At 42.5% G+C, this 23,051-nt stretch carries 22 protein-coding genes; 11 read left to right on the forward strand and 11 right to left on the reverse strand.

Going from position 1 to position 23,051, the window contains the following annotated elements:
• From C5471_RS20700 to C5471_RS20710, 3 genes are all read right to left on the reverse strand, one after another.
• The coding region (locus tag C5471_RS20700; protein ID WP_166296336.1) for a two-partner secretion domain-containing protein at window positions 1–454 on the reverse strand (454 nt) is incomplete at its 3' end.
• A gap of 63 nt (window positions 455–517) precedes the next feature.
• On the reverse strand, window positions 518–790 hold the full coding sequence (locus C5471_RS24580; protein WP_242688800.1) for a hypothetical protein: 273 nt from the start codon (window positions 788–790) through the stop codon (window positions 518–520).
• 171 nt (window positions 791–961) lie between these two features.
• Window positions 962–1,183, reverse strand: a complete 222-nt coding sequence (locus C5471_RS20710) for a hypothetical protein (RefSeq protein WP_133815157.1) — start codon at window positions 1,181–1,183, stop codon at window positions 962–964.
• A gap of 2 nt (window positions 1,184–1,185) precedes the next feature.
• Here C5471_RS20710 and C5471_RS24925 point away from each other — a divergent pair, with 2 nt between their 5' ends.
• Window positions 1,186–1,308 carry a hypothetical protein gene (locus tag C5471_RS24925; RefSeq protein ID WP_278250179.1) on the forward strand — a complete coding sequence of 41 codons (123 nt, stop codon included), beginning with the start codon at window positions 1,186–1,188 and terminating at the stop codon, window positions 1,306–1,308.
• A gap of 88 nt (window positions 1,309–1,396) precedes the next feature.
• On the opposite strand, the gene ybfF is transcribed toward C5471_RS24925, so the two are convergent.
• Window positions 1,397–2,182 (reverse strand): esterase, encoded by a 786-nt coding sequence (gene ybfF, locus C5471_RS20715; protein WP_166296339.1) that lies wholly within the window; start codon window positions 2,180–2,182, stop codon window positions 1,397–1,399.
• A gap of 472 nt (window positions 2,183–2,654) precedes the next feature.
• Between ybfF and C5471_RS20720 the strand changes: the two genes are divergently transcribed.
• Window positions 2,655–3,908, forward strand: coding sequence for a C4-dicarboxylate transporter DctA (locus C5471_RS20720; RefSeq protein ID WP_133815156.1), 1,254 nt, complete (start codon window positions 2,655–2,657; stop codon window positions 3,906–3,908).
• 347 nt (window positions 3,909–4,255) lie between these two features.
• Here the strand turns inward: C5471_RS20720 and C5471_RS20725 are convergent, their stop codons facing one another.
• Window positions 4,256–4,792, reverse strand: coding sequence for a GNAT family N-acetyltransferase (locus C5471_RS20725; RefSeq protein ID WP_133815155.1), 537 nt, complete (start codon window positions 4,790–4,792; stop codon window positions 4,256–4,258).
• 675 nt (window positions 4,793–5,467) lie between these two features.
• Here C5471_RS20725 and seqA point away from each other — a divergent pair.
• The 8 genes from seqA to C5471_RS20765 all read left to right on the forward strand — a co-directional run bounded on the left by seqA (window position 5,468) and on the right by C5471_RS20765 (window position 14,717).
• Window positions 5,468–5,992: a replication initiation negative regulator SeqA gene (gene seqA, locus C5471_RS20730; RefSeq protein ID WP_133815154.1), complete on the forward strand. Its 525-nt coding sequence runs from the start codon at window positions 5,468–5,470 to the stop codon at window positions 5,990–5,992.
• Window positions 5,993–6,048: 56 nt separating this feature from the next.
• Complete coding sequence (pgm, locus tag C5471_RS20735; RefSeq protein ID WP_133815153.1) at window positions 6,049–7,689, forward strand: phosphoglucomutase (alpha-D-glucose-1,6-bisphosphate-dependent); 1,641 nt, start codon at window positions 6,049–6,051, stop codon at window positions 7,687–7,689.
• A 753-nt stretch (window positions 7,690–8,442) separates the two neighbouring features.
• Entirely contained in the window at window positions 8,443–9,675 is a 1,233-nt protein-coding gene (locus C5471_RS20740) for an MFS transporter (RefSeq protein ID WP_133815152.1), read from the forward strand.
• On the forward strand, window positions 9,641–10,036 hold the full coding sequence (locus C5471_RS20745; RefSeq protein ID WP_133815151.1) for a ParB N-terminal domain-containing protein: 396 nt from the start codon (window positions 9,641–9,643) through the stop codon (window positions 10,034–10,036). Before C5471_RS20740 ends, C5471_RS20745 begins: the two co-directional genes overlap by 35 nt.
• Window positions 10,029–11,225 carry a hypothetical protein gene (locus C5471_RS20750; RefSeq protein WP_133815150.1) on the forward strand — a complete coding sequence of 399 codons (1,197 nt, stop codon included), beginning with the start codon at window positions 10,029–10,031 and terminating at the stop codon, window positions 11,223–11,225. The genes C5471_RS20745 and C5471_RS20750 overlap by 8 nt, the downstream gene beginning before the upstream one ends.
• A gap of 107 nt (window positions 11,226–11,332) precedes the next feature.
• The gene (locus tag C5471_RS20755) at window positions 11,333–13,189 is read left to right on the forward strand and encodes an aminotransferase class I/II-fold pyridoxal phosphate-dependent enzyme (protein ID WP_133815149.1); all 1,857 of its coding nucleotides are present in this window, start codon (window positions 11,333–11,335) and stop codon (window positions 13,187–13,189) included.
• A complete protein-coding gene (locus tag C5471_RS20760; RefSeq protein ID WP_133815148.1) occupies window positions 13,186–13,860 on the forward strand; it encodes a formyl transferase in 675 nt (224 codons plus the stop codon). Before C5471_RS20755 ends, C5471_RS20760 begins: the two co-directional genes overlap by 4 nt.
• Before the next feature lie 35 nt (window positions 13,861–13,895).
• Entirely contained in the window at window positions 13,896–14,717 is an 822-nt protein-coding gene (locus C5471_RS20765) for a Cof-type HAD-IIB family hydrolase (RefSeq protein ID WP_133815147.1), read from the forward strand.
• Between the two features lie 50 nt (window positions 14,718–14,767).
• On the opposite strand, the gene kdpE is transcribed toward C5471_RS20765, so the two are convergent.
• The 6 genes from kdpE to kdpF are packed head-to-tail and all read right to left on the reverse strand — an operon-like array spanning window position 14,768 to window position 22,654.
• Window positions 14,768–15,460 carry a two-component system response regulator KdpE gene (gene kdpE, locus C5471_RS20770; protein WP_133815146.1) on the reverse strand — a complete coding sequence of 231 codons (693 nt, stop codon included), beginning with the start codon at window positions 15,458–15,460 and terminating at the stop codon, window positions 14,768–14,770.
• Window positions 15,430–18,156, reverse strand: coding sequence for a two-component system sensor histidine kinase KdpD (gene kdpD / locus C5471_RS20775; RefSeq protein WP_133815145.1), 2,727 nt, complete (start codon window positions 18,154–18,156; stop codon window positions 15,430–15,432). Before kdpD ends, kdpE begins: the two co-directional genes overlap by 31 nt.
• A gap of 9 nt (window positions 18,157–18,165) precedes the next feature.
• Complete coding sequence (kdpC, locus tag C5471_RS20780) at window positions 18,166–18,747, reverse strand: potassium-transporting ATPase subunit KdpC (protein WP_133815144.1); 582 nt, start codon at window positions 18,745–18,747, stop codon at window positions 18,166–18,168.
• Window positions 18,748–18,758: 11 nt separating this feature from the next.
• Entirely contained in the window at window positions 18,759–20,825 is a 2,067-nt protein-coding gene (gene kdpB / locus C5471_RS20785; protein WP_133815143.1) for a potassium-transporting ATPase subunit KdpB, read from the reverse strand.
• 32 nt (window positions 20,826–20,857) lie between these two features.
• Window positions 20,858–22,564 carry a potassium-transporting ATPase subunit KdpA gene (gene kdpA, locus C5471_RS20790; RefSeq protein WP_133815142.1) on the reverse strand — a complete coding sequence of 569 codons (1,707 nt, stop codon included), beginning with the start codon at window positions 22,562–22,564 and terminating at the stop codon, window positions 20,858–20,860.
• Window positions 22,565–22,654, reverse strand: coding sequence for a K(+)-transporting ATPase subunit F (kdpF, locus tag C5471_RS24930; protein ID WP_133815141.1), 90 nt, complete (start codon window positions 22,652–22,654; stop codon window positions 22,565–22,567).
• 238 nt (window positions 22,655–22,892) lie between these two features.
• Here kdpF and C5471_RS20800 point away from each other — a divergent pair.
• A partial coding sequence (locus tag C5471_RS20800) for an Rpn family recombination-promoting nuclease/putative transposase (RefSeq protein ID WP_166296342.1) occupies window positions 22,893–23,051 on the forward strand: 159 nt, incomplete at its 3' end.

Raw genomic sequence — 23,051 nt, forward strand, 5'->3', positions numbered from 1 at the left:
CATTGAGGATAATTTTCGCTTCCCCTTTGGCGAGCCAGGGGTTACCGGCCACCATCCCACCGAGTTGCGTCTGAGTGGGGTTAGCGCTGTTATTGAGGATAACGCCTGATTTATCCACATCAAACTGACGGTAGGTATTGTGCGAAACCCCGTCGGCACCCGGTGTTTGGATATTGACCTGCGGCGTGCCGTTGGCGCTGTGGATAATCGTCGGTTGCTGATGGCCCGGTGCCTGTCCATCCGCCACGATGTTCGCCTGTGCTGTCAATGAAACACTGCCGAAGGTTAACAATAAACCCAGCTGTAGCGTCGTGAGGCGGCAAACAAGACGTTGTGCGGATGGCCGACCCCGGCGACGTGCTGTATTACTTGGCCCGGTGCCCGCAATCTCTGGCACGACCATCAGCATATTCCGGGATAGGTTAAAAATAATACGATATAAATGCTTATTCATGATTGTTTTTCTCCGCTAACACATTTGACCTCTGCGACGCACCGGTAGCACCGTGAGTTTGAACTAACACTGCCAGGACACGTTGAAGCCCAGCCCTCCGCCTGCAAAGTGTTTCCACATGGGAATGTGGATGTCGGGCACAGACAGGCGAACATCCGCAGGCGGTGGTGCCAATTGAACCTCCAGCGCTTGCTGACGTGCCTGTTGATGGATTAGTTGTTGATCTGCAATGTCTGCGGCCTGACTGCTTGGCATCACGCTACAAAAAACCGCAAACACTAAAATACTGCTTTTCATTGTCTTTCTATCCCGCAATTTCGAAGCAGCATTAACCATGAATTTAACTTAGCGATCAATGTTTTCGGTTGATAATCAACCAGGCAACTAAATTGGGGGTTGATTAAATAAGATAATAATAAAAACAAAACGTTATATTTTTATACAAAAAATAGACCAATGTTATTATAATGTTACGAATCATATAAAAAACACATTAATATTAATCATTTAATAATCAATGATGATAATTTCAAAATAATTTTGTTTTTGTTTATTTTTGTGATCTGTATCACGCATTTTTGCTTGATTGTGGAAAATGTCATCACTGATAAGAAGGTGATTTTGGTTATGACCCGGTAATATGGGTTGTTTTCTCATTAATATTTTGGATAAGGATAAATCGGACTGGCTAAATGATGGCGGGTTGGAAGGGGGAATCGTACTCATCATTCATGAGCAGTTTTTCCCCGACAGCGGGGAATAATGGTTTTATTGAGAGTTTGGACAGTAAGGCAAAAATCGCGATTACCACGGCGTGGACAGATACCACGATTGGAAAAGGGAAATTTGCTTAATTAACGCTTTATAATAAAAGTAAAAATTATAAAATAATATTGGCTCACAGAAAGTGAGCCAATATTTATCGCGAATTAACTGCCTGCATTATTCCGTATCAATATTGAGAAAATGGTGAATTGCCCTTAAAACGGCGTCTGGTTTTTCTGCGTGAACCCAGTGACCGCAATCGGCGACAACCCAGGCTTTAGCCTGTGGAAATTGTCTGGCGATATCATCCCGGTACTCTTCTTGAATATAAGAAGAAAGACCGCCGCGAATAAACAGAGCAGGATGAGGCCATGCCGGTATTTCCTGCCAGCCGATAATCTTCTCATATTGATTGATTAATACCGGCAAATTGAATTTCCATTCCCCCTGACGGAATGATTTCAGTAAAAACTGAATAACACCCTCTTCCTGAATATCTTCCCGCATAATTTCGATGGCTTCCTGACGGGTATTAACGCCGGCTTTCGTCACTTTATTCAATGCGGTAAAAATCTGGTCATGGCGGCGAACCTGATAGGCGATTGGCGCTATATCAATAAGAACGATTTTTTCTATCCGTTCTGGCGCCAGGGCGGTCATTGTCATCGCGATCTTGCCGCCCATTGAATGACCAATAATAATGGCGGACTGAATTTGCAGATGATCCAGCAGAGAAATAATATCCTGTGCCATATCGTGGTAATCCATGTTATCTGCCCATGGAGATAGACCATGATTACGTACATCAACCTGAATAACGGGATAATATTGCTGTAAATCACGGGTTAGGACCCCAAGATTATTCAGATCACCAAATAACCCGTGGATTAATACAATCGGCGTGGAAGAGACAGGATTTTCCGGTGTCTGTATATGATGATTTAACGGGTTGTTTAATTTCATGATGGGAATAGTTTTCCTTCGAGTATTGAGATCATGCTGTGCATGTTATGGGATATTGTTGTTCAAATTGTAACAGAGCAACCAGGCTATGCAATTATAGTTAATAATTTCTTGTAATTAAATTGTTCTTAAAACGTTCGGCGTGTCAAAAACTTGTTAATTTTCATACCAATACTTAATAGCTTAAAAAACAAGAACGCTTAAAATTACTGATATTTTTAAATAGGAGGTTTTAAATAACTTGTGAGATAATCGTTGGTTCAGCCATCTTAATGTGGTTGTTTATTGTGTATTTGTGTGATCTATATCTTAAAAAATTGTGTGTTAACTTTAAATTTTTGTGAAAAAATAATGAAAATTTACTTTATATTTTATGTAAATAAAAGATATAGAATAAATTTAACAACAATCACACCGTTCTAATAAGAATAAATAGAATCTGATTTTATACTATGGATTAGGGAATTAATAAGTGAAAAAAAATTTACTAAAAAGTCTTTATTTTCAAGTTTTGCTCGCAATAACTATCGGCATACTGCTGGGGCATTTCTACCCTGAGCTGGGGGAGGAAATGAAGCCATTGGGTGATGGATTTGTAAAATTAATCAAGATGGTCATTGCTCCTGTTATTTTCTGTACGGTTGTGACCGGTATCGCCGGTATGGAAAGTATGAAAGCCGTGGGTAAAACAGGCGCTATTGCTCTGGTCTATTTTGAAATAGTCAGCACAATTGCTTTAATTATTGGGTTAATCGTTGTCAATGTTGTCCAACCTGGCGCAGGGATGAATATTGATCCCGCTACGTTAGATGTTAAAGCTGTCTCTATATATGCGGAGAAAGCGGCTGAACAGGGTATAATCGCATTCTTGCTTGATGTTATTCCGGGCAGTGTCATCGGAGCATTCGCCAGTGGTAATATTTTGCAAGTTTTATTATTTGCAGTGTTATTTGGCTTTGCGCTTCATCATTTGGGAGAAAAAGGCAAACCAATCTTTAATATTATTGATGGTTTCTCTCAGGTGATTTTCGGTATTATCAATATGATAATGCGATTAGCGCCTTTGGGGGCTTTTGGTGCAATGGCATTTACCATCGGAAAATATGGTATTGGTTCATTAATACAATTAGGGCAGTTAATCGTTTGCTTCTATATCACCTGTATTCTTTTTGTGGTATTTGTTTTAGGAACAATCGCGAAAGTCACCGGATTTAGTATATTCCGGTTTATTAATTACATTAAAGAAGAATTATTAATCGTATTGGGAACATCCTCTTCTGAATCTGCGTTACCGCGGATGTTAGATAAAATGGAGAAGGTGGGATGTCAGAAATCGGTTGTTGGTTTAGTGATCCCGACAGGATATTCATTTAATCTGGATGGCACTTCTATTTACCTGACAATGGCCGCAGTATTTATTGCGCAGGCAACCAATACACATATGGATATTGTGCATCAAATAACGCTATTAGTGGTGTTGCTTTTATCTTCTAAAGGGGCTGCTGGCGTAACGGGTAGTGGATTTATTGTATTGGCAGCAACAATTTCTGCTGTTGGGCATTTACCACTGGCGGGTCTGGCGTTAATTCTGGGAATAGACCGTTTCATGTCAGAAGCAAGAGCGTTAACCAACCTGATTGGCAATGGGGTTGCAACGATTGTAGTCGCAAAACGTTGTCGTCAGCTTGATGAAGCCAAATTAAACCAAGTGTTAAATGCTAAATAAGCGAGTCTTTAGATTTATGCCTGTTTGATGATCCGTCAATAAAACAATTCCGGCCATTGGGCCGGAATCTTTACATCCAGTCAAAATAGTCAAAATAGTCAAAAACAAATTTATTTCTCCTACCGTGCAAGATACTTAATCTGTTCTATGCTTTCTTTTATATATTAATCAAAATTAAATTATTGGTCCTTATTAAAGCAGGAGGCAAAACAATGTTACTTGGTGATGAGATTGTCACCCAAAGTATATTTAAATCCCCAAAAAAAGAGGTTAATTGCATTCTTGATATCCTATTGACCATTGGTTTAGATCAGTAATTTCTTTACCAATGCCGTTTTTTGAGATGCTTACTTATTGAAGTTCGATAACATATATTGTCGTTGCATGATTTCCTCACCACGCGAGCGGGAAGCTCGTGGAACGATATCGAGCGGATGAAAGCCGAGCTTGAGGAGCACTCTTTGTGAGCCAGTGTTGTCGATGGCGTGCCCTGACCGGAGTTGAGACAGACCAACATTATTAAATGCAAAGCGCACTACGGCCTGTGCAGCCTCAAATGCAAAGCCACGCCCCCAAGCAGCCTGCTCGAACCAGTATCCTAGTTCACCAGTATTCTGACGAATTTCATCAATATCTACCAATCCAATGAATTGTCCTTGAAGTTCGACCGCGAAGCGATATGCCTCACTCGCAACCCATTCACGTCGATGGTCGGCAAACCATGCGGCAATTTCCTTTTGAGCGGGGGGAAACGATGCCATACGCAGCATTCGTGTTACCTGCCAATCTGACTGGATTTCAAATGCCCGATCCGCATCGGAAGCCCTCGTGGGTCGTAGTAAGAGACGATCCGTTTCTATTTGATGTGGATATTGATGTTGCATTACACCTCCGTTTCGATAACTGAGTACTGAACTAGATAGCGTCAAGCAGATTTACCGGCATAGCAACAATCATCCCGGCCAACTGGTCAAAATGATTGTCTCCGCCCAACTGAACTGCGCCGGGTTTTCTGGTGGCCGTTTTGTTTGAGTCATGCCACCTTGGCAGACTTGGTGAGTTGTCGATATGACCACATAGCTGACAAAAGTGCCATTTGGAGTCGATCGAGCCGCTGGCGAAAATAACTGGACCTGTCTATCATACGCATCTTTAATAAGAATGATAGGCGGCTGGGACGCAGCTTATGTATCAACCGTGCATTCCACTACCGTTATTTGAAAACAGTTAGTTAACCCATTGGGCTAATTTCGTATTTAGATAAATTTCTTGTAAATAGATTGAAATTAATATTACTGTCATCTCAGCCTGAATAATAATTCGTTCAGCTTGTATCAATCGAGCTTGTAATTTTAAGCCCCTTTTAGCACTGCGACGAGATTTATATCCATACTTTTTATGTAACTGATTGATTTGTTTTAGATGAAAATCGCCTGCTTCGTCATATCGTTTTTTACGCTGAAACACTTTTAAGTTATTGAAATTTTACCTATTTTGTTTTCTCCTTTTATACTTTATAATCCGGCTAAATTTTTTATTTAGAACAGTACTGGATAGAAATGAAAACGATAGAAGTTGATGAAGACCTTTACCGCTATATTGCCAGCCACACACAACATATCGGTGAAAGTGCATCTGATATTTTACGGCGGATGCTGAAATTTAACGCCGATCAGCCAGTACAAAACGTCCAGCCTGTTAGCGCTGTGGAGAAAACATCAGTATCCCGCCCGCGTGATTCTGTTCGTGTCATACGTGAATTGTTACTTTCAGATGACTATTCTGAGAAGAAAAAATCAGTTGATCGCTTTATGTTGATCTTATCCACGTTATACAGCTTGAACAGTGAAGGTTTTTCTCAGACAACTGATGCTATGCATGGCCGTACCCGTGTTTATTTTGCCGGTGATCAACAGACGCTGCTTGCCAGTGGCAAACAAACCAAACCTCGTCATATTCCGGGCACACCTTTTTGGGTCATTACTAACACCAATACTGACCGTAAGCGTAATATGGTTGAACAAATTATGCAGGATATGCAATTTTCAGCCAATCTTATTGAAAAGGTGTGTGGAACGATTTAACTGACTAAAGCTGCGCTGCAATAGTCAAGGTGGTGCAGCCATCCAGGAGAGATAAAGTGGCAAATCATCCGCGCGCAGGGCAACTTGCCCGCCAAAGTGATCTGATAAATGTAGCGCAACTGACTTCACAGTATTACACCTTACATCCTCAACCGGAAAACCCGGTGCATAAGGTTAAATTCGGCACATCCGGCCATCGTGGCAGCTCTCAGCGCAGTAGCTTTAATGAAGCGCATATTCTGGCAATTGCTCAGGCAGTTGTGGAAGCCCGTAAGCAGCGGGGAATAAACGGCCCTTGCTATGTGGGTAAAGATACCCATGCGTTGTCAGAAGCGGCTTTTATTTCTGTGCTGGAAGTGTTGACCGCCAATCATGTGCATGTGATTGTGCAGGAAAATAATGGGTTTACGCCAACCCCGGCGATTTCTCATGCCATCCTCTGCTATAACCGCCAGGGGAAGGCGCTGGCGGATGGGATCGTGATTACACCATCCCATAATCCACCGGAAGATGGCGGTATTAAATATAATCCACCTAATGGCGGCCCCGCCGATACGGATCTGACCGCGATTATCGAACGTCGTGCTAACGAGTTGCTTGAAGAAGGTCTAAAAAGCGTTAAGCGTCTGCCGTTTGCTCAGGCGTTGAGCAGTGAATATTTGCACCAGCAAGATTTAGTCGAGCCCTATGTCGCTGCGCTGGGTGATGTGGTTGATATGGCCGCTATCCAGAAAGCCGGGCTGAAAATCGGTATTGATCCGTTGGGTGGTTCCGGCATTGCGTTCTGGCAGCGTATCGGTGAGTACTACAACCTGGATCTGACGTTGGTTAATGATCAGGTGGATCAGACGTTCCGGTTTATGCATCTGGATCATGATGGTGTCATCCGCATGGATTGCTCATCCCCTTGGGCAATGGCAGGCTTGCTGGCAATGCGTGATAAGTTTGATCTGGCTTTTGCCAACGATCCTGATTATGACCGCCACGGTATTGTCACGCCAGCTGGTTTGATGAATCCAAACCACTATCTGGCAACCGCGATAGATTACTTGTTCCGTCATCGTCCGCAATGGTCAGAAAGCGTCGCGGTAGGTAAAACGCTGGTTTCCAGTGCCATGATTGATCGGGTGGTTGCCGATCTTGGCCGTGAATTGGTGGAAGTGCCGGTCGGTTTTAAGTGGTTTGTTGACGGTTTGCATCAAGGTAAATTGGGCTTTGGCGGTGAGGAGAGTGCAGGGGCTTCTTTCCTGCGTTTCGATGGTACGCCGTGGTCCACGGATAAAGATGGGATTATCCTCTGTTTGCTGGCGGCAGAAATGACCGCCGTGACAGGGGAAAACCCACAGCAGCGTTACAATAAGTTAGCCGCCCGTTTTGGTACACCGAGTTACAGCCGCATTCAGGCACCTGCAAATCATCAGCAGAAGGCGTTGTTAGCCAAGCTGTCACCGGAAATGGTGACAGCGGATAAATTGGCCGGTGATCCCATCACGGCCCGTCTGACAGAAGCTTCCGGTAACGGCGCATCAATTGGCGGCTTGAAAGTGATGACAGAAAATGGCTGGTTTGCCGCCCGTCCATCAGGGACGGAGGAAGCCTATAAGATTTACTGTGAAAGTTTCCTTGGCCCTGAACATCGGGAGAAGATTGAACGAGAAGCGCAGGATATTGTTAATCAGGTTTTTGCCGCTGTTTGATATTTGATTGGATTGAATAATCCGCAATAGCTGTCACAGGTTATTGCGGATTTTTGTTTTTCAGCCCAGAGCGAAAATAAATCCTATTGTTAATATCAAATGAGTTGAGATGATAAGACTATTCTCTCTGTTTGAATATATCATTACTCTCATTAAAGAAACTAAAGAATAAACTCATTACTAATCTCAGTTTCAGTGAGTGAATATTTTGGGCCTGTGGAACGGTTTCCAGTTTTATCTCAGATAGCTTTATATAAATCTATAAATAATAATTATCCCCACCAAAGTGTAGCTATTACACTAAAATACAGTTTTATTTATCTATTTCACTTTGAATATAATATTACAGCTTATTTTTTGGTTAAATTAAGCTGAGTTTTTCCGTTGATTGATCAATATTTGAATAGATAAAGATTGAACTGAAAGGTTTTTATCTGAGATTAAGGGCCCTTTTTATCCGTGTTTTCGCCTGTTAAAGTGCAAAGTACTTATGTCATTATGTTGCTCATTAACATCACCAGTATTTGCTCTACGTTTAACGTGTAACAAAAGTGTCATATTTTGTTTGCAATTAATATCTGTTTTGATAATATATTAAAGATAAATTATACATCGTTGAATTTGATTTATTTTGCAGATCATCCTAACGCTTGCTTCTACATTTGGTTTTGTCGAGGCAAGTGGGTTTTATGGACTTTCATAAATATTTTAAATACTTGGTTTAAAAGATATAAATAATATAAGAACATAACAATGAAAAATTTTTCTCTTAAGAGTTATACATCCATACCGGCATGTATATGGGGCCTATTTCTGGGGACTTTTGTAACAAGGTCAACATCAATGATGGTATGGCCTTTTATTTCCATCATATTATATACAAAGTTTCATTTTACTGCATCGATGATTGGGTTAGTTCTCTCTTTATCTATTGCGATTTCATCAATATTAAGTTTTTATGCCGGTTACTTCTCTGATAAAGTTGGTCGGGCCAGGATAATTATCATTGGTTGTCTTATCTCTTCATTGGCATATTTGATATTATGGTTATCAGAGCATCAGTCCGGTTTTATTATTGGCACGTTATTGGCGAATATCTCTTGGGCGCTGGTTAATAATCCAATAAAAGCAGTTATCGGCGATATTATCGAAGAAAAACAGGTCAGAGAGAATGCCATGTATTTAAGGTATTTATTTCTGAATGCGGGTGCGGTAGTCGGGCCTTATTTAGGGGTAAAGTTAAGCCTGGATATTAATTCTATCTCTTTTCTGATTGTGTCGGTATCTTATGTGATTTTTATGATCCCGGTTTATTTATTCGGTAAGAAAATAAAAATAAACTTAACGAATAATGATGATTTTAAAGGTACAATGAAAGTTTTATTGAATGACCGGGTGTTTTTAATATTGGTTATCAATAATATTCTCATGATGTTTATTTTTGGACATTTTGATTCAACGCTACCACAATTAATTACTTCATTAGGGTTTAATGGATACGCTGAATTTATTGCTTCGCTTATTATGCTACATGCGCTAACCATTGTGGTTATGCAGTTACCGTTTTCCATGTTAACGCAGCAAATGGCATTGGAAACGAAAATAAAAATAGGCACTGTATTACTCATTTTATCTGAATTAATGTTCTTTATTTCATTCAAGTATTATGATGTCTATTTATTGTGGTATCTGGCTGCTTTTACCATGAGTATCAGTCAAACTATTTTGTTCCCATGTGTGAATGTTTTTATCGATCGTTTGGCACCAAATGATTTACGTGGGGCATATTTTGGCGCAGCATCACTTTATAGTATCGGTTTTTGTATTTCTCCATTAGTGGGTGGTACTGTTATTCAATTCTTTGATGGCGGCGTGTTATTTCAATTATTAGCGATATTAAGTGTGTTGGTGTTGGTAATTTTTTGCCATATGTTTAAACTAAGGGATAAACATGAAATTAATATTAGAAGAAGTCTCGAATCTTAGACCAACTGAATTACATTGTCCTGTGCGTGTTGAACAATTAATAGAGAAAGTTAAACTTGAAGGTTTTTGGACTCAACCCATCTGGATTGATGAAGCAACGAATGTGGTGATTGATGGTCATCATAGACTTGAATTAGCCAAAACACTTAAGTTAAGTTGTATTCCTTGTCTGGCATTTGATTATCAGAAGGAGCTGTTGGTTTATTCACGTAATGAGAATAAAACAATTAGTCATAGTGATGTTATTCAGGCGGGTCTGGATGGGCAACCACTGGGTTATAAACAGACCCGTCATGAGTTCTCTGGGGATGTTATTGAAACGCAAATTGCATTAAAAATGTTAGGGTTTGTCAATGAATAAGCAGTATTATGATATTGTCATGTGTGGTGCAGGTCCTGCAAATATCTCTTTAATTCCAGATTTATTAAAAGACGAAGCCGTAAAACATTGTCTGATTTTAGAAAAAACCGAGATGGTCGGTTCTGGTGCATTAAAGAAATATAAGATTACTGCGAACTCTTTAGGTAGTGTATTTTTAGAGAAATTTGATGGTTGTGATGATGAATTGAGTCAATATATAAGATCAACCTCAGAGTGGGAATATTTTAGCGCCAATAAAGATAAACCGGTTGAATTGAGGTTTGTTGGTCAATATTTGGAGAGAATTGCAGGTTTTATTCAGGAAAATAACTATGGTGATCGGTTTGGCGTATTGACCGGCGCGGAAGTAAAAAAGATTAAACAGAATGAAAACGGTGACTATGATATAACTTATCATAAAAATAATGAAGACTATATTGTATCAACACGAAAAGTCCTATTTAATATAGGCGGGATCCCAAATGAGTCCAGATTATTACATAATAGTAATAATATTACCTCAGGTGATTTCATTAAAGGTATTTATGATGAGGTTATTAATGAAGGTGATATAAAAAGTATCTCAATATTAGGTTCATCACACAGTTCTGTTTCCTGTTTGATTCGGCTGACAGAACAATTAAAGTTTACCGGCAAGATAAATGTTCTGGTTAATAAAGATTTCAAGCTGTTTTTTGATTCACCTGCAAGTGCAGAATCTTACGGCTATGATTTCATCCAGGAAGATATCTGCCCTTTAAGTGGCCGGGTTAATCGATATTCAGGTTTGAGATATGATTCTTTTGTCTTTGCGCAAGAAATTAAAGCAAGAAAACATAAAAATATTTCTATATTAAATATCTCAGAAATATCTGGTGATGAGGTTATTCAACGTATTAATTGTGATGATTTGTTAATTCACTGTACAGGCTATCACACTAAACTTGTTGAAATCATTGATAAAAATAATATTCCTATTGAGCTTAAAAGTGATAAATATGGTTTGCTGACTAATGAAAAATTAAATCCTATATCAACGTCGGATGAAACACTCAATAATTTTCATACATTTGGTCTGGGGTCTGGTGTAAAGACCGGTGGTGAAATTGGTGGCGAGATAAATTTCCACGGAAGAATTGACGGGGTTTGGGTATATCAGCATGTTATATATGACGCTGTATTTAATTGATAGATAAATATCAATTTTATATTATTAATGGGCTATATTTTAGGTTAATTCTTATTTAAGAATACCGATAGCTTACTAACATCTATTTAAAATAAATTATCAAAACTATGAATGAAAAAACAGTAATACTGCTTTGTGCAGGAAGAGGCAGCCGACTATCTACCAGAACATCAAATAAACCAAAACCCTTGGTAGAAACGAATCAAATATCATTTATCGATAATGCGCTGAAAAATATCGAATCTATCGGTATTAAGAAAGTGATTATTGTGGTGGGTTATAAAAATGATGTTTTAATGTCTCATATTGAACAAAAGACATATAACCTGGATATTGAATTTATTAATAGTGAAAAATGGGAATCGACCAACAATCTCTATTCTTTATATCTTGCCAGAAATTGGATTAAACAAGATACGCTGATCCTGGAAGGCGATATATTCTTCACCAAGAAATGCCTGGAAACGGTGATGCTAAGAGCAGGCGATCTCAATGTCTTGGTTTCTCCTCTTAGTGGGAATATGGAAGGGACTTATGCAAAAATAGATAAAGATAATATTATTGCATTAAATTCTACCAAGGATATTGATTATCAGGTTGAAGATGGGCAATATAAGACAGTCAATATTTATCATATTTGCAGCGCTAATTTTGCGGAATATGTGAATAAAGAGTTAGAAAATTACGTTAATAATGGATTAACCGGGCTATATTATGAAGATATATTTAAAAAATCCTTATTGGATAATGTAGCTGAATTTAAAGCAAGTATTGTTGATCATTCTCAATGGTATGAAGTCGATAATACTTATGATCTTGCTATTTGTGACTTCATTTCAAGTAATAATAAACTGGATCTTGTGCAGAATAGGCATGGTGGATATTGGCGTTATCCTATTATTGATTTTGCATTAATTTATAATTTCAACTTTCCACCTAAAAAATTGAAAGATGAAATGAAGAATAACTTTGATGAGATATTACTTAATTACCCCGGTGGAAATCGTTTAGTTGAATATGCTTTATCTGAATTTCTTGGTGTAGAAAAAACGAAATTATGTATTTCAAATGGTGCTGCTGAAATAATAAAACGGCTGCCTGAGATTTATACCGGTAAAGTATTAGTTACTGTGCCATCATTTAATGAGTATGCTAATTGCTTTGGTAAAGACAGAACAATATTTAGTTATAGTAAAGAGAGCAGAAATTTTAAGATAGATGTTGATGAATTATTAATGTTGGCGAAAGAGGAAAAGCCAAGTGTGGTGGTGATTGAGTCACCAAATAACCCGACAGGTAAACTAACGCCAATTAATAGTTTGTTATATCTGGCAGGCGAATTATTGACATTAAATATAGACCTGATTGTTGATGAATCTTTCTTGGATTTTTCTAAAATGCGTGACGATACAATGTTAATGCATTTAGATCACTATAAAAATTTATCTGTTATTCGCAGCATGAGTAAAACCTTTGGCATTGGTGGTATTCGGATAGGATATATGGCAACCGAGAATCAAGCATTACTGGCTAAAGTGAGATCAGTATTGCCTATTTGGAATATTAATGGTTTTGCAGAAGAGTTTTTATTGCGGTTGCCGCAATATAGAGAGAACTATAAATTAAGCTGTGAACAGGTGATGATTGATACGTTAAAATTACAGCAAGCATTGAATTCAATCGAAGGTATTACTGCCTATGAGACGGATTCTAATTTTGTTTACTGTAAATTTCATGTTTCCGATGCAAAAATGATATCACGGTTACTTTTAGATATTCATGGCGTGTATATAAAAGAGTGCTCCGGGAAAGGAAATGCCGATTCTGATCTATATTGCCGAGTATCGTGCCGGACACAAAGCGATAATGAAATTTTAATACGCTCATTGCGCATGGTGATGCAGGGGCTGATTAATATTAGTGATATTAGCACGATTAAGGAAGTTAACGAGGTCTGCGAATGAGTCATCCAAAAACAGTTGTGATTTGCGGTAAAGGAGAATTGGCAATTTTCATTTGTCAATATTTCTTGAATCATAAAGATTATCAAATATTGCATGTTGTGGCAGATAAATTCGAACCTGTCAGTACTGAGCAGACATTAATAGATTTCTGTCATGAAAATAATATTTCTATTATTGAAGATAATAAAGTTGAGAATTTACCCGGTTATGAAAGTGGTAATTTCAATTGCGATTTGTGCTTTGTCGTATTTCATAAGCGGATATTGCCGTTAAAATTCATTAATTCTTGTAAAAGAATATTGAATATCCATTTGTCCTATTTGCCTAAATATCGCGGCGTCAGGCCAGTAAACTGGGCTTTGAAAAATGGTGAATCATCACATGGTGTGACGATCCATGAAATTAATGAAGGTATTGATGCAGGTCCAATTGTGAATCAGGTTTTGTTTTCTATTTATCCTGAATTTGAAGAGGTTATTGATACTTATACCCGGGCTGTTAACTATGCCAGACAATTGTTCCTTGATACCATGCCAATGGTGGAAAAAATAAGTCCAAGACCTCAAATGGATTCAGAAGCCAGTATTTATTATGAGAAAGATAATCATAATCTGGCAGAAAGGATGACATTTACCAAGAAAGCATCGCTTGAATTGCTGAATAAAGCGTAGATAATTATTGCTTTTAATGTACCGGGGAAGTGCTCATGTATAATCTTATTGCTACCGATCTTGATGGAACTCTGTTACTTCGGGGGGATACGGTAGGTCAATTTACCCGTCAAGTGCTGACTGATTTGTCAAATACCGGAAAGCAGATCGTATTTGCTACCGGCAGGCATCATGCTGATGTTAACGCCATTATTGGTGATTTTGATATACCTGTACATCTGATTACGTCTAATGGTGCCAGATTAACAAGTGCCTGTAACAAGTTGGATATCAGGCAATATCTGCCGGGGGATGTAGTAAAAAGATTAATTGAGCAAACGCAGGCAGATCAGGATTTAGTGATTAATATGTATTGTGGTTCTCAATGGGTAACCAGTGAATTACATCATAGTTTCAGTGATTTTAATCAGAATGATCATTTTAATCCCACGATCAGACCGGCAGATGAAATGCCTTGTGATGCTGTTGAAAAAGTTTTTTTCATTCATAAGCGCCGAGATCACGACGCGTTGGTTAAATTGGAACGCCATTTAATTGCGCTGTTTTCTGATAATGTCAGTATTGCTTTCTCATTCCCCTGGTGTTTGGAAGTGATGGACAGCGGTGTTTCTAAGGGGCAGGCTTTAATTCAGCTCGCCGGGTTTCTTGGTATTCCAATTGATCAAACTATCGCGTTTGGCGATGGTATGAATGATGTGGAAATGCTTTCAACCGCCGCTAAAGGGGTGATAATGGGAACGGCACAGGATAGAGTTAAACAAGCGCTGCCTGATGCGGATGTTATTGGTTCCTGCCGCGAAGAGTCTGTCGCTTATTATTTATCTGAACATGTGTGTCAGGTGAATAATCTCCCTTAAGCTTTGCTGAAAGAAGTTAATGACCTGAGATACGATTCGTGTCTCAGGTATTAAGGCATAAACCGATAGCCAATGCCGGTTTCAGTGAGTAAATGTTTTGGCCTGGTGGGGTCAGTTTCCAATTTTTGTCGCAGATGCCCCATATAAATCCGCAAGTAATGGTTATGTTCAACATAATTAGGCCCCCAAACCTGATTGAGTAACTGGCGTTGTGTTAGCACTTTGCCACTATTTGCCAATAATTCACCCAATAAACGAAATTCAATCGGCGTCAGGTGCAACTCTTCATCGCTTTTAGTTATCCGGCGGTTAACCAGATCGACAATCACATCAGAAAAATAGACGATAGATTCTTCCTGATGGGTTCTGGCAAAGTGGCGCAGGGCAACCCGTACTCTTGCTAACAATTCACTGATGCCAAACGGTTTACTCAGATAATCATCCGCGCCGGCATCCAGTGCGGCAACTTTATCCGCTTCTGCGTCACGGGCAGAAAGAACAATAATGGGGATGGTGCTCCATTGGCGCAAATCACGGATCAAATTAATGCCGTCACCATCGGGCAGCCCCAAATCAAGAATAATCAAGTCAGGTTTACGGGTTCCCGCTTCAATTAAGCCCCGTTTCAGCGTCTCACTTTCAAATACGCGACAGCCTTCCCCTTCCAGCGCCAGCCGGACAAAGCGTCGGATCTCTTTTTCATCTTCGATAATTAAAATGGTGTTATTGCTGGTAATAGTGATACCTCCTCAATTATTTCTTCAATTTCAGGCGGTTTTTCTAACGGTAGAACAAAGTGAAAACTTGCTCCACCTTTTTCGTTATTGGCCGCCCAAATTTTTCCATTGTGTATTTCAATAATGGCGCGACAGATTGCCAGCCCAAGGCCGACTCCCGGAATGGCGGATTCTTTGCGGGCGCGGGAAAATTTATCGAAAATTAACTGTTCCTGCTCCGGTGGAATACCTTTACCTGCATCCCAGACTTCAATATGAACCTGATTTTTTTCTGTTGTCGCCTTAATGCCCAAGGGTGTTTGTTCATCGGTGTATTTAATCGCGTTTTCCAATAAATTGATAAATACTCGTTCCAGCAGGCTGGCATCACAATGTAATAGTAGATCAGATGGCAGGGCAACGGTGACCGGATGGCGATTAAGCGCATATTCCAGTGAACGCAAGGTACTGCCGACGATCTCTTCCAGTGATTGCCATTCCAGATTGAGCTGAATTCCCCCCGATTGGATACGCGCCATATCCAACAAGTTATTGACCAGACGGGAAGTGCTGAGAATTTGCTGACGGATTTGATTCACCTGCTTGGTATGCGGGGAACCTTCGGCAGATAAATCCAGCATCAGGATTTCGGCTTGTCCGAAAAGGACCGTCAGAGGGGTGCGTAAATCGTGAGAGAGTGCCGCCAACAGTGAGTTACGTAACTGTTCCCGCTCGGCGTCCAGTTTTGCCGATTCTGCCCGGCGGGAGAGGTGCAATCTTTCCAATGCATTGGCAATCAGGCCGGTAAATGTTTGCAATAATCGCTGTTGCTCCGGGATAAGCAGCTGGCGCAAATAGGATGGCTCAATTGCCAGCACAGCAAATGTTTGTGAAGGTGTTGCGATAGGCAGTAATTGGTAAGGTACGCTGGGCAGGGTATCGGTTCCTGCGCCTGCCGGCAGATTTTTATCAAAACTCCATTTGGCAATGGCATCGTCAATCAGCATATGACCGCCATTGTTGGTTGTAAGTTGATGTAAATTGCCATTATCGCTCGGTAAAAACAGGCCGGTTTTCGCCTGAAAACCATTGGCAAGGAAATGGTAGCTGGTACGGGCAATATCTTCTTCATTCAATGCCCGGCTGAGTTCACGGGTCATTTCATAGAGATGGCGGGTGCGTTGTTCGCGGTAACGGGCAATTCGTGCCTGATATCTCATTCCCGCTGTCAGGTTTCCGACTACGACCCCGACGATCAACATGACCGTGAAAGTCAGCAGATACTGCATATCCGTGACGGCAAGCGACCAGTGGGGCTGTACAAAGAAGATATCGAAACTGATGACGTTGATAAAAGCCGCGAATATTGATGGCCGGCGTCCATAAAACAGCGCAATGATGACGACGCCAAGCAGATAAAGCGTAACCAAGTTCGCTTTATCGAGAGTCAGCAAGAATGTCCGGGAGAACAGGGTGATCAGCGTGCAGAGGGCGATTGCGATCAGGCAACCTTGAATCTGTATCCGCCATTTTTCACTGACAGAACGGCTGTCTTGTTCTTTATCCCATTGGCTGCGATCTTCCAGCGCGACAATCACTAAATCCAAATCCGGCCCCAGTTTTCCTAACCGATCAGCAAAACCAGGGCACCATTTCCAGTTAAGCAGCTTATGCTTGGATTCACAGCGACGGCCTATCAAAATTTTGCCAAGGTTATGTTCTCTGGCATAACGTAATACCGCTTTTTCTTTGTTGGGATCGGAAAGTGTTGCTGTTTCCGCTCCCAATTCATGGGCTAATCTGAGCGCGGTTAAAATCGTGCGCCGTTTACCTTCCGGCAATTGGTGTAGTTTCGGGGTTTCAACGTAGATGGCATGCCAGATGCAGCCTAACCGGGCGGCAAGGCGGGCTGCGGTACGAACCAGTTTTTCATTGCCTGAGCTGTTACCGATGCACAGCAGAAGGTTATCACGGGTGTGCCAGACCGGTTCATGCCCTTGGGTGTCGCGGAACGCGCGCATTTGATCATCAACGCGATCAGCGGTACGGCGCAAAGCCAGTTCCCGCAGGGCAATCAGATTGCCTTTGCGGAAGAAATGTTCAATGGCGCGTTCCGCCTGGCTGGAAATATAGACCTTCCCTTCATTGAGCCGTTGGCGCAGATCATCCGGCGGCAGATCAACCAGGACAATTTCAGTCGCCTGATCAAAGATATGGTCAGGGATGGTCTCCCTGACCTGGATACCGGTAATATCACCAACCACATCATTGAGACTTTCCAGATGCTGAACATTAATGGTCGTCAGGACATCGATTCCTGCTTCCAGTAATTCTTCAACATCCTGCCAGCGCTTGGGATGACGGCTGCCGTGAGGATTGCTGAATGCCAGTTCATCCATCAGAATCATCGCCGGGTGGCGGGCAATGGCGGCATCGAGATCAAAGACGGTGGTTCTGCGCTTGCGGTAGTGGATCGGTTTAAGTGGCAGTTGTGGCAGGCCATCAACCAGAGCGGCTGTTCCCTGCCGCTCATGGGTTTCTACTACACCGATAATCACATCCAGCCCTTGGGCACGCAATCTTTGTGCTTCCTGCAACATGGCATAGGTTTTTCCCACGCCAGCGCAGGCACCGAAAAATATTTTTAATTTACCGCGCTGTTTCTCGTTAACCAGTGTCAGTAATTCATCAGGGTCAGGACGTTGTGGTTCATGTTGATCCATCTTCCAGCCTTATTGCTTTTTCTTTTGCAAATTATCAAGGGCAAGATTGAGTTTTAACACATTAATCACCGGTTCACCGAGAAATTCCGATGGCGGGATTTCAGTATTATTCTGGATTAATTGTTTTACCGCTTTAATGGGTAAACGGCGTGCGTCAGCCACTCTCTGTACCTGAAAATCAGCCGCTGCGGGTGAAATGTGAGGATCAAGGCCGCTGGCGGACGCGGTGACCAGATCAACTGGCACGGGCATGTTTGGCTGGCGGTTAAATTGGCGCAAATGTTCAACTCTGCGCTTGATTTCATCATCCAATACCGGGTTAGAAACCGCTAAATTACTGCCACCAGATAACATCGTGTTATAAGGGTAGTCCATTGTCGCGGAAGGGCGTCCCTGAAAATAGATATCTTTAGTGAAGGGTTGACCAATCAGTTCAGAACCGACTATCTGACCGTCTTGTTCCACCATAGAACCTTGGGACTGGTAAGGAAACATCAGTTCTGACAAACCTGTTGCCAGCAACGGGTAAGCCACTCCAGTAATGAGAGTCAGGAATAGCAACAATACAACAGAAGAACGTAACCAAATCATTTTCGTCACCTTTATTTAAAGATCAGCAAAGTCAGCAACATATCTATCAGTTTGATGCCGATGAAAGGCGCTATCAGACCACCCAGACCATAAATCCATAGATTGCGGCGTAAGAGTGACAATGCGTTCATGGGGCGATAGCTCACGCCTTTCAGAGCTAATGGGATCAGGAAGACAATAATCAGTGCATTGAAGATAACTGTCGATAAAACCGCCGATGCTGGCGAATGCAAATGCATGATATTCAAGACATTTAACTGTGGATAGGTGACAGCAAATGCCGCCGGGATAATGGCGAAATATTTTGCGATATCATTGGCGAGACTGAACGTGGTCAGAGAGCCTCGTGTCATCAGCATCTGTTTACCTATACGGACGACTTCAATCAGTTTGGTTGGGTTGGAGTCCAGATCCACCATATTGCCGGCTTCCTTGGCTGCCTGCGTGCCTGAATTCATGGCAACCGCAACATCAGCCTGAGCAAGCGCGGGCGCATCATTAGTACCGTCGCCGGTCATGGCGACCAGACGGCCTTCGGATTGATACTGGCGGATAAGTGCCAGTTTAGCTTCGGGTGTGGCTTCCGCCAGAAAATCATCGACGCCGGCTTCCGCTGCAATGGCGGCGGCAGTCAGGCGGTTATCGCCGGTAATCATCACGGTTTTGATGCCCATCCGGCGCATTTCGCTGAATCGCTCTTTGATGCCGCCTTTTACGATATCTTTCAGTGCAACAACACCCAGTACCCGCTGATTTTCTGCGACAACCAGCGGTGTACCGCCTTTACGTGCTACGGTCTGTACCAGGATCTCGACTGCTTCTGGGAATTTGCCATGATTCGCTTCAATATGACGGCGGATGGCATCCACCGCGCCTTTGCGGATCATGCGATTTTCCACATTCACGCCGCTCATTCTGGTCATGGCAGAGAAAGGCACAAAACTGGCATTCAATGAGCGCAGATCACGTTCGCGCAGGTTGAAACGCTGTTTTGCCAGAATGACAATGCTGCGGCCTTCCGGTGTTTCATCGGCCAGAGAAGAGAGCTGGGCAGCGTCTGCCAGCTGTTGTTCTGTCACGCCGGGAACCGGCAGAAACTGAGATGCCTGGCGATTTCCCAGAGTGATAGTGCCGGTTTTATCCAGCAGCAGTACATCCACATCCCCTGCGGCTTCAACGGCCCGACCGCTGGTGGCAATCACATTCGCACCCAGCATTCGGCTCATGCCTGCGACACCGATCGCGGAAAGTAAACCGCCAATGGTGGTCGGAATAAGACAAACCAACAATGCGACCAATACCGTGATGGTGATAGGTTGACCAGATTGGTTGGTTTCCACACTGAATATTGAGAATGGCAATAGGGTGACACACACCAGGAGAAAGATAATTGTCAGCGCTGTCAGCAGGATCGTCAGGGCGATCTCGTTTGGGGTTTTGCGCCGTTTAGCCCCTTCGACCATGGAAATCATGCGATCGAGAAAGGTTTCACCGGGATTGACCGAACATTCGACTATCAGCCAATCAGACAGCACGCGTGTACCGCCGGTAACAGAGGAAAAGTCGCCGCCGGATTCGCGGATAACCGGGGCAGATTCTCCGGTGATGGCACTTTCATCAACGGAAGCACCGCCTTCGATAACTTCACCATCACAAGGAATGGTTTCATTGGCTGCAATAATGACGATATCGCCTTTACGCAGGCTGTCAGAAGGGACCTTTTCCCGTGTTGCATCACGGCTGGCTGAGGCGAGTTTCGTTGCCCAACTGGTTTTTCTCACCCCTTTAAGGCTGGCGGCCTGGGCCTTGCTTCTGCCTTCCGCCAGTGCTTCGGCAAAGTTAGCGAACAGCAAGGTAAACCATAGCCATAAGGCGATGTTGCCGGTAAACAGCGTATTTCCCTGAAACTGACCGGCTAACATGGCAATCCACAAAATCGTGGTTAATCCACTGCCCAGATAGACCACAAACATCACCGGATTACGCCATTGTGCGGCTGGATGGCATTTCTTTACTGAATCAATAAGAGCATTACGCATCAAAGAGGGGGCGAATAATGTCTGTTGTTTGTTGGTCATGGTGTTCCTCTCTCTATTCCTCATGTTGGCACTTACCGGGACATCAGCCAGATTTGTAAATGTTCAATGACCGGGCCAAGGATCAGTGCTGGAATAAACGTCAATGCACCCATTAACATAATGGTCAGGATTAATAAGCCGATAAACAGCGGGCCACTGGTGGGGAGTGTGCCGTTGCTAACAGGCTGGCGTTTTTTCACGACCAGGGAGCCGGCAATAGCAAGTACCGGCAGGATCACGCCAAAACGGCCAAAAAACAGGGTGGTTGCCAGCAGTAGGTTGTAGAATACGCTGTTGGTATTGAGGCCCGCGAAAGCACTGCCATTATTGTTGGCGACAGAGGAGAGGGTATAAAGCACTTCACTGAAACCATGAGCGCCGGGGTTCAGAATACCGGCACGTCCACGGGTTGTGGATATGACAAGCGCAGTGCCTAAAAGGACCAGTGTCGGGGTGACCAAAATCGCAAATGCGACCATTTTCATCTCAAATACTTCGATTTTTTTGCCGAGATATTCAGGTGCCCGGCCGATCATTAAACCGCCAATAAACACTGTCAGCAGAACGAACAGCAACATACCGTATAAGCCGGAACCCACGCCGCCGAAGACGACTTCGCCAATTTGTATCAGCCACATGGGGATCATGCCGCCAAGTGCGGTGAAAGAATCATGCATGGCATTGACCGCCCCACAGGAGGCCGCAGTTGTCACTACCGCATAAATTGAGCTTGCAAGGATACCGAAGCGATTCTCTTTACCTTCCAGATTGATATTACTGGCGGTACCTAACAGACTGAAATGGGGATTGCCTTTGAGTTCGGCATACATCACTCCCGCTGTAGCAACGACAAAGATGATACACATCGCCCATAATAGAGCGTGTCCCTGACGGTTGTCGCCAATGACCTGACCAAAGGCAAAACAGAGCGCACAGGGGATCAGCAGGATAGATAATATCTGAATAAAATTGCTGATAGCGGTTGGATTTTCAAACGGATGGGCTGAACTGGCGCCAAAGAATCCGCCGCCATTGGTTCCTAATAACTTAATGGCTTCCTGTGAGGCGACTGGCCCCATCGGGATCAATTGCTGTTGGTCTTCAATGGTATGAACTAATTGATAAGGTTCGAAATTCTGTATCACTCCCTGACTGACAAAAACCAGCGCAACAATCATAGACAGCGGTAGCAGCAGATAAAGCGTAATACGGGTGATATCAACCCAGGCGTTCCCCACGGTTTTTACACCATGACGGGAAAATGCGCGTATCAGCGCAAATACCACAGCGATACCGGTCGCGGCAGAAAGAAAGTTTTGCACGGTTAAACCCGTCATCTGACTAAAGTAGCTTAACGTGTTTTCCCCACTGTAGGCTTGCCAGTCAGTATTGGTGATAAAGCTGGCTGCGGTATTCAGCGCCAGGTCCCATTTGAGCCCGGGAAAATGTTCAGGATTTAGCGGAAGGACTCGTTGGGCGATCAGCAGGGTAAATAACAGTAATAGCCCTGTCAGATTAAAAATAATGATCGCTAATGCGTATTGCCACCAGTTCATCTCTTTCACTGTGCCGCCAGGTTTCTGTAAGCCACAGCAACGCCAAAGGCCAGATTCTGTTTTAGTCAGCCAGAGCGGAATATCACCGTTGATCATATTGGCGATAATATCGCCAAGCGGTTTTGCCAGCAGCAGCAAAATCAGTAAGAAACTTGCGACCAGTAAAAAAGCGGATGATGCCATTTAAAAATCCTCCGCATGGAGTAACGCGTAAATCAGATAAATCAGCAACAGGGCGACTAATAACACGCTGGAAATCAGAAATATGCTCACAGCTTATCTCTCCTGAGAATGTGGATAGATAGAGGTTAGGCAAGGTGGTGCAAAGAAGCTGATAAAAGAGTGAATGGATGTGTAAAAAAAGTGTAAAAATGACTGATAAAGGAAAACTCAGAAGAGTGGTGGTCGAAAGCTATTCTACTTAGTTAACCTGAACTTCTCTAAGAAGGAAATTAAAGGACCTGAGGCACGATCAACGTTTTTGTCAAAGAAAATATGCTACTATTCACCGATGAAGAAAAAAAATACACCAATGCTACATGACGCTGTTTTTAAACAGTTTTTAGGTCATATTGATACGGCCAGAGACTTTCTGGAGATACATTTGCCCGCGACATTACGGGCCGTTTGTGATCTGGATACACTGCGGTTGGAATCCGGGTCGTTTATT

The sequence above is a fragment of the Photorhabdus tasmaniensis genome (assembly GCF_011189505.1).
In the GTDB taxonomy this organism is placed as follows: Bacteria; Pseudomonadota; Gammaproteobacteria; order Enterobacterales; family Enterobacteriaceae; genus Photorhabdus; species Photorhabdus tasmaniensis.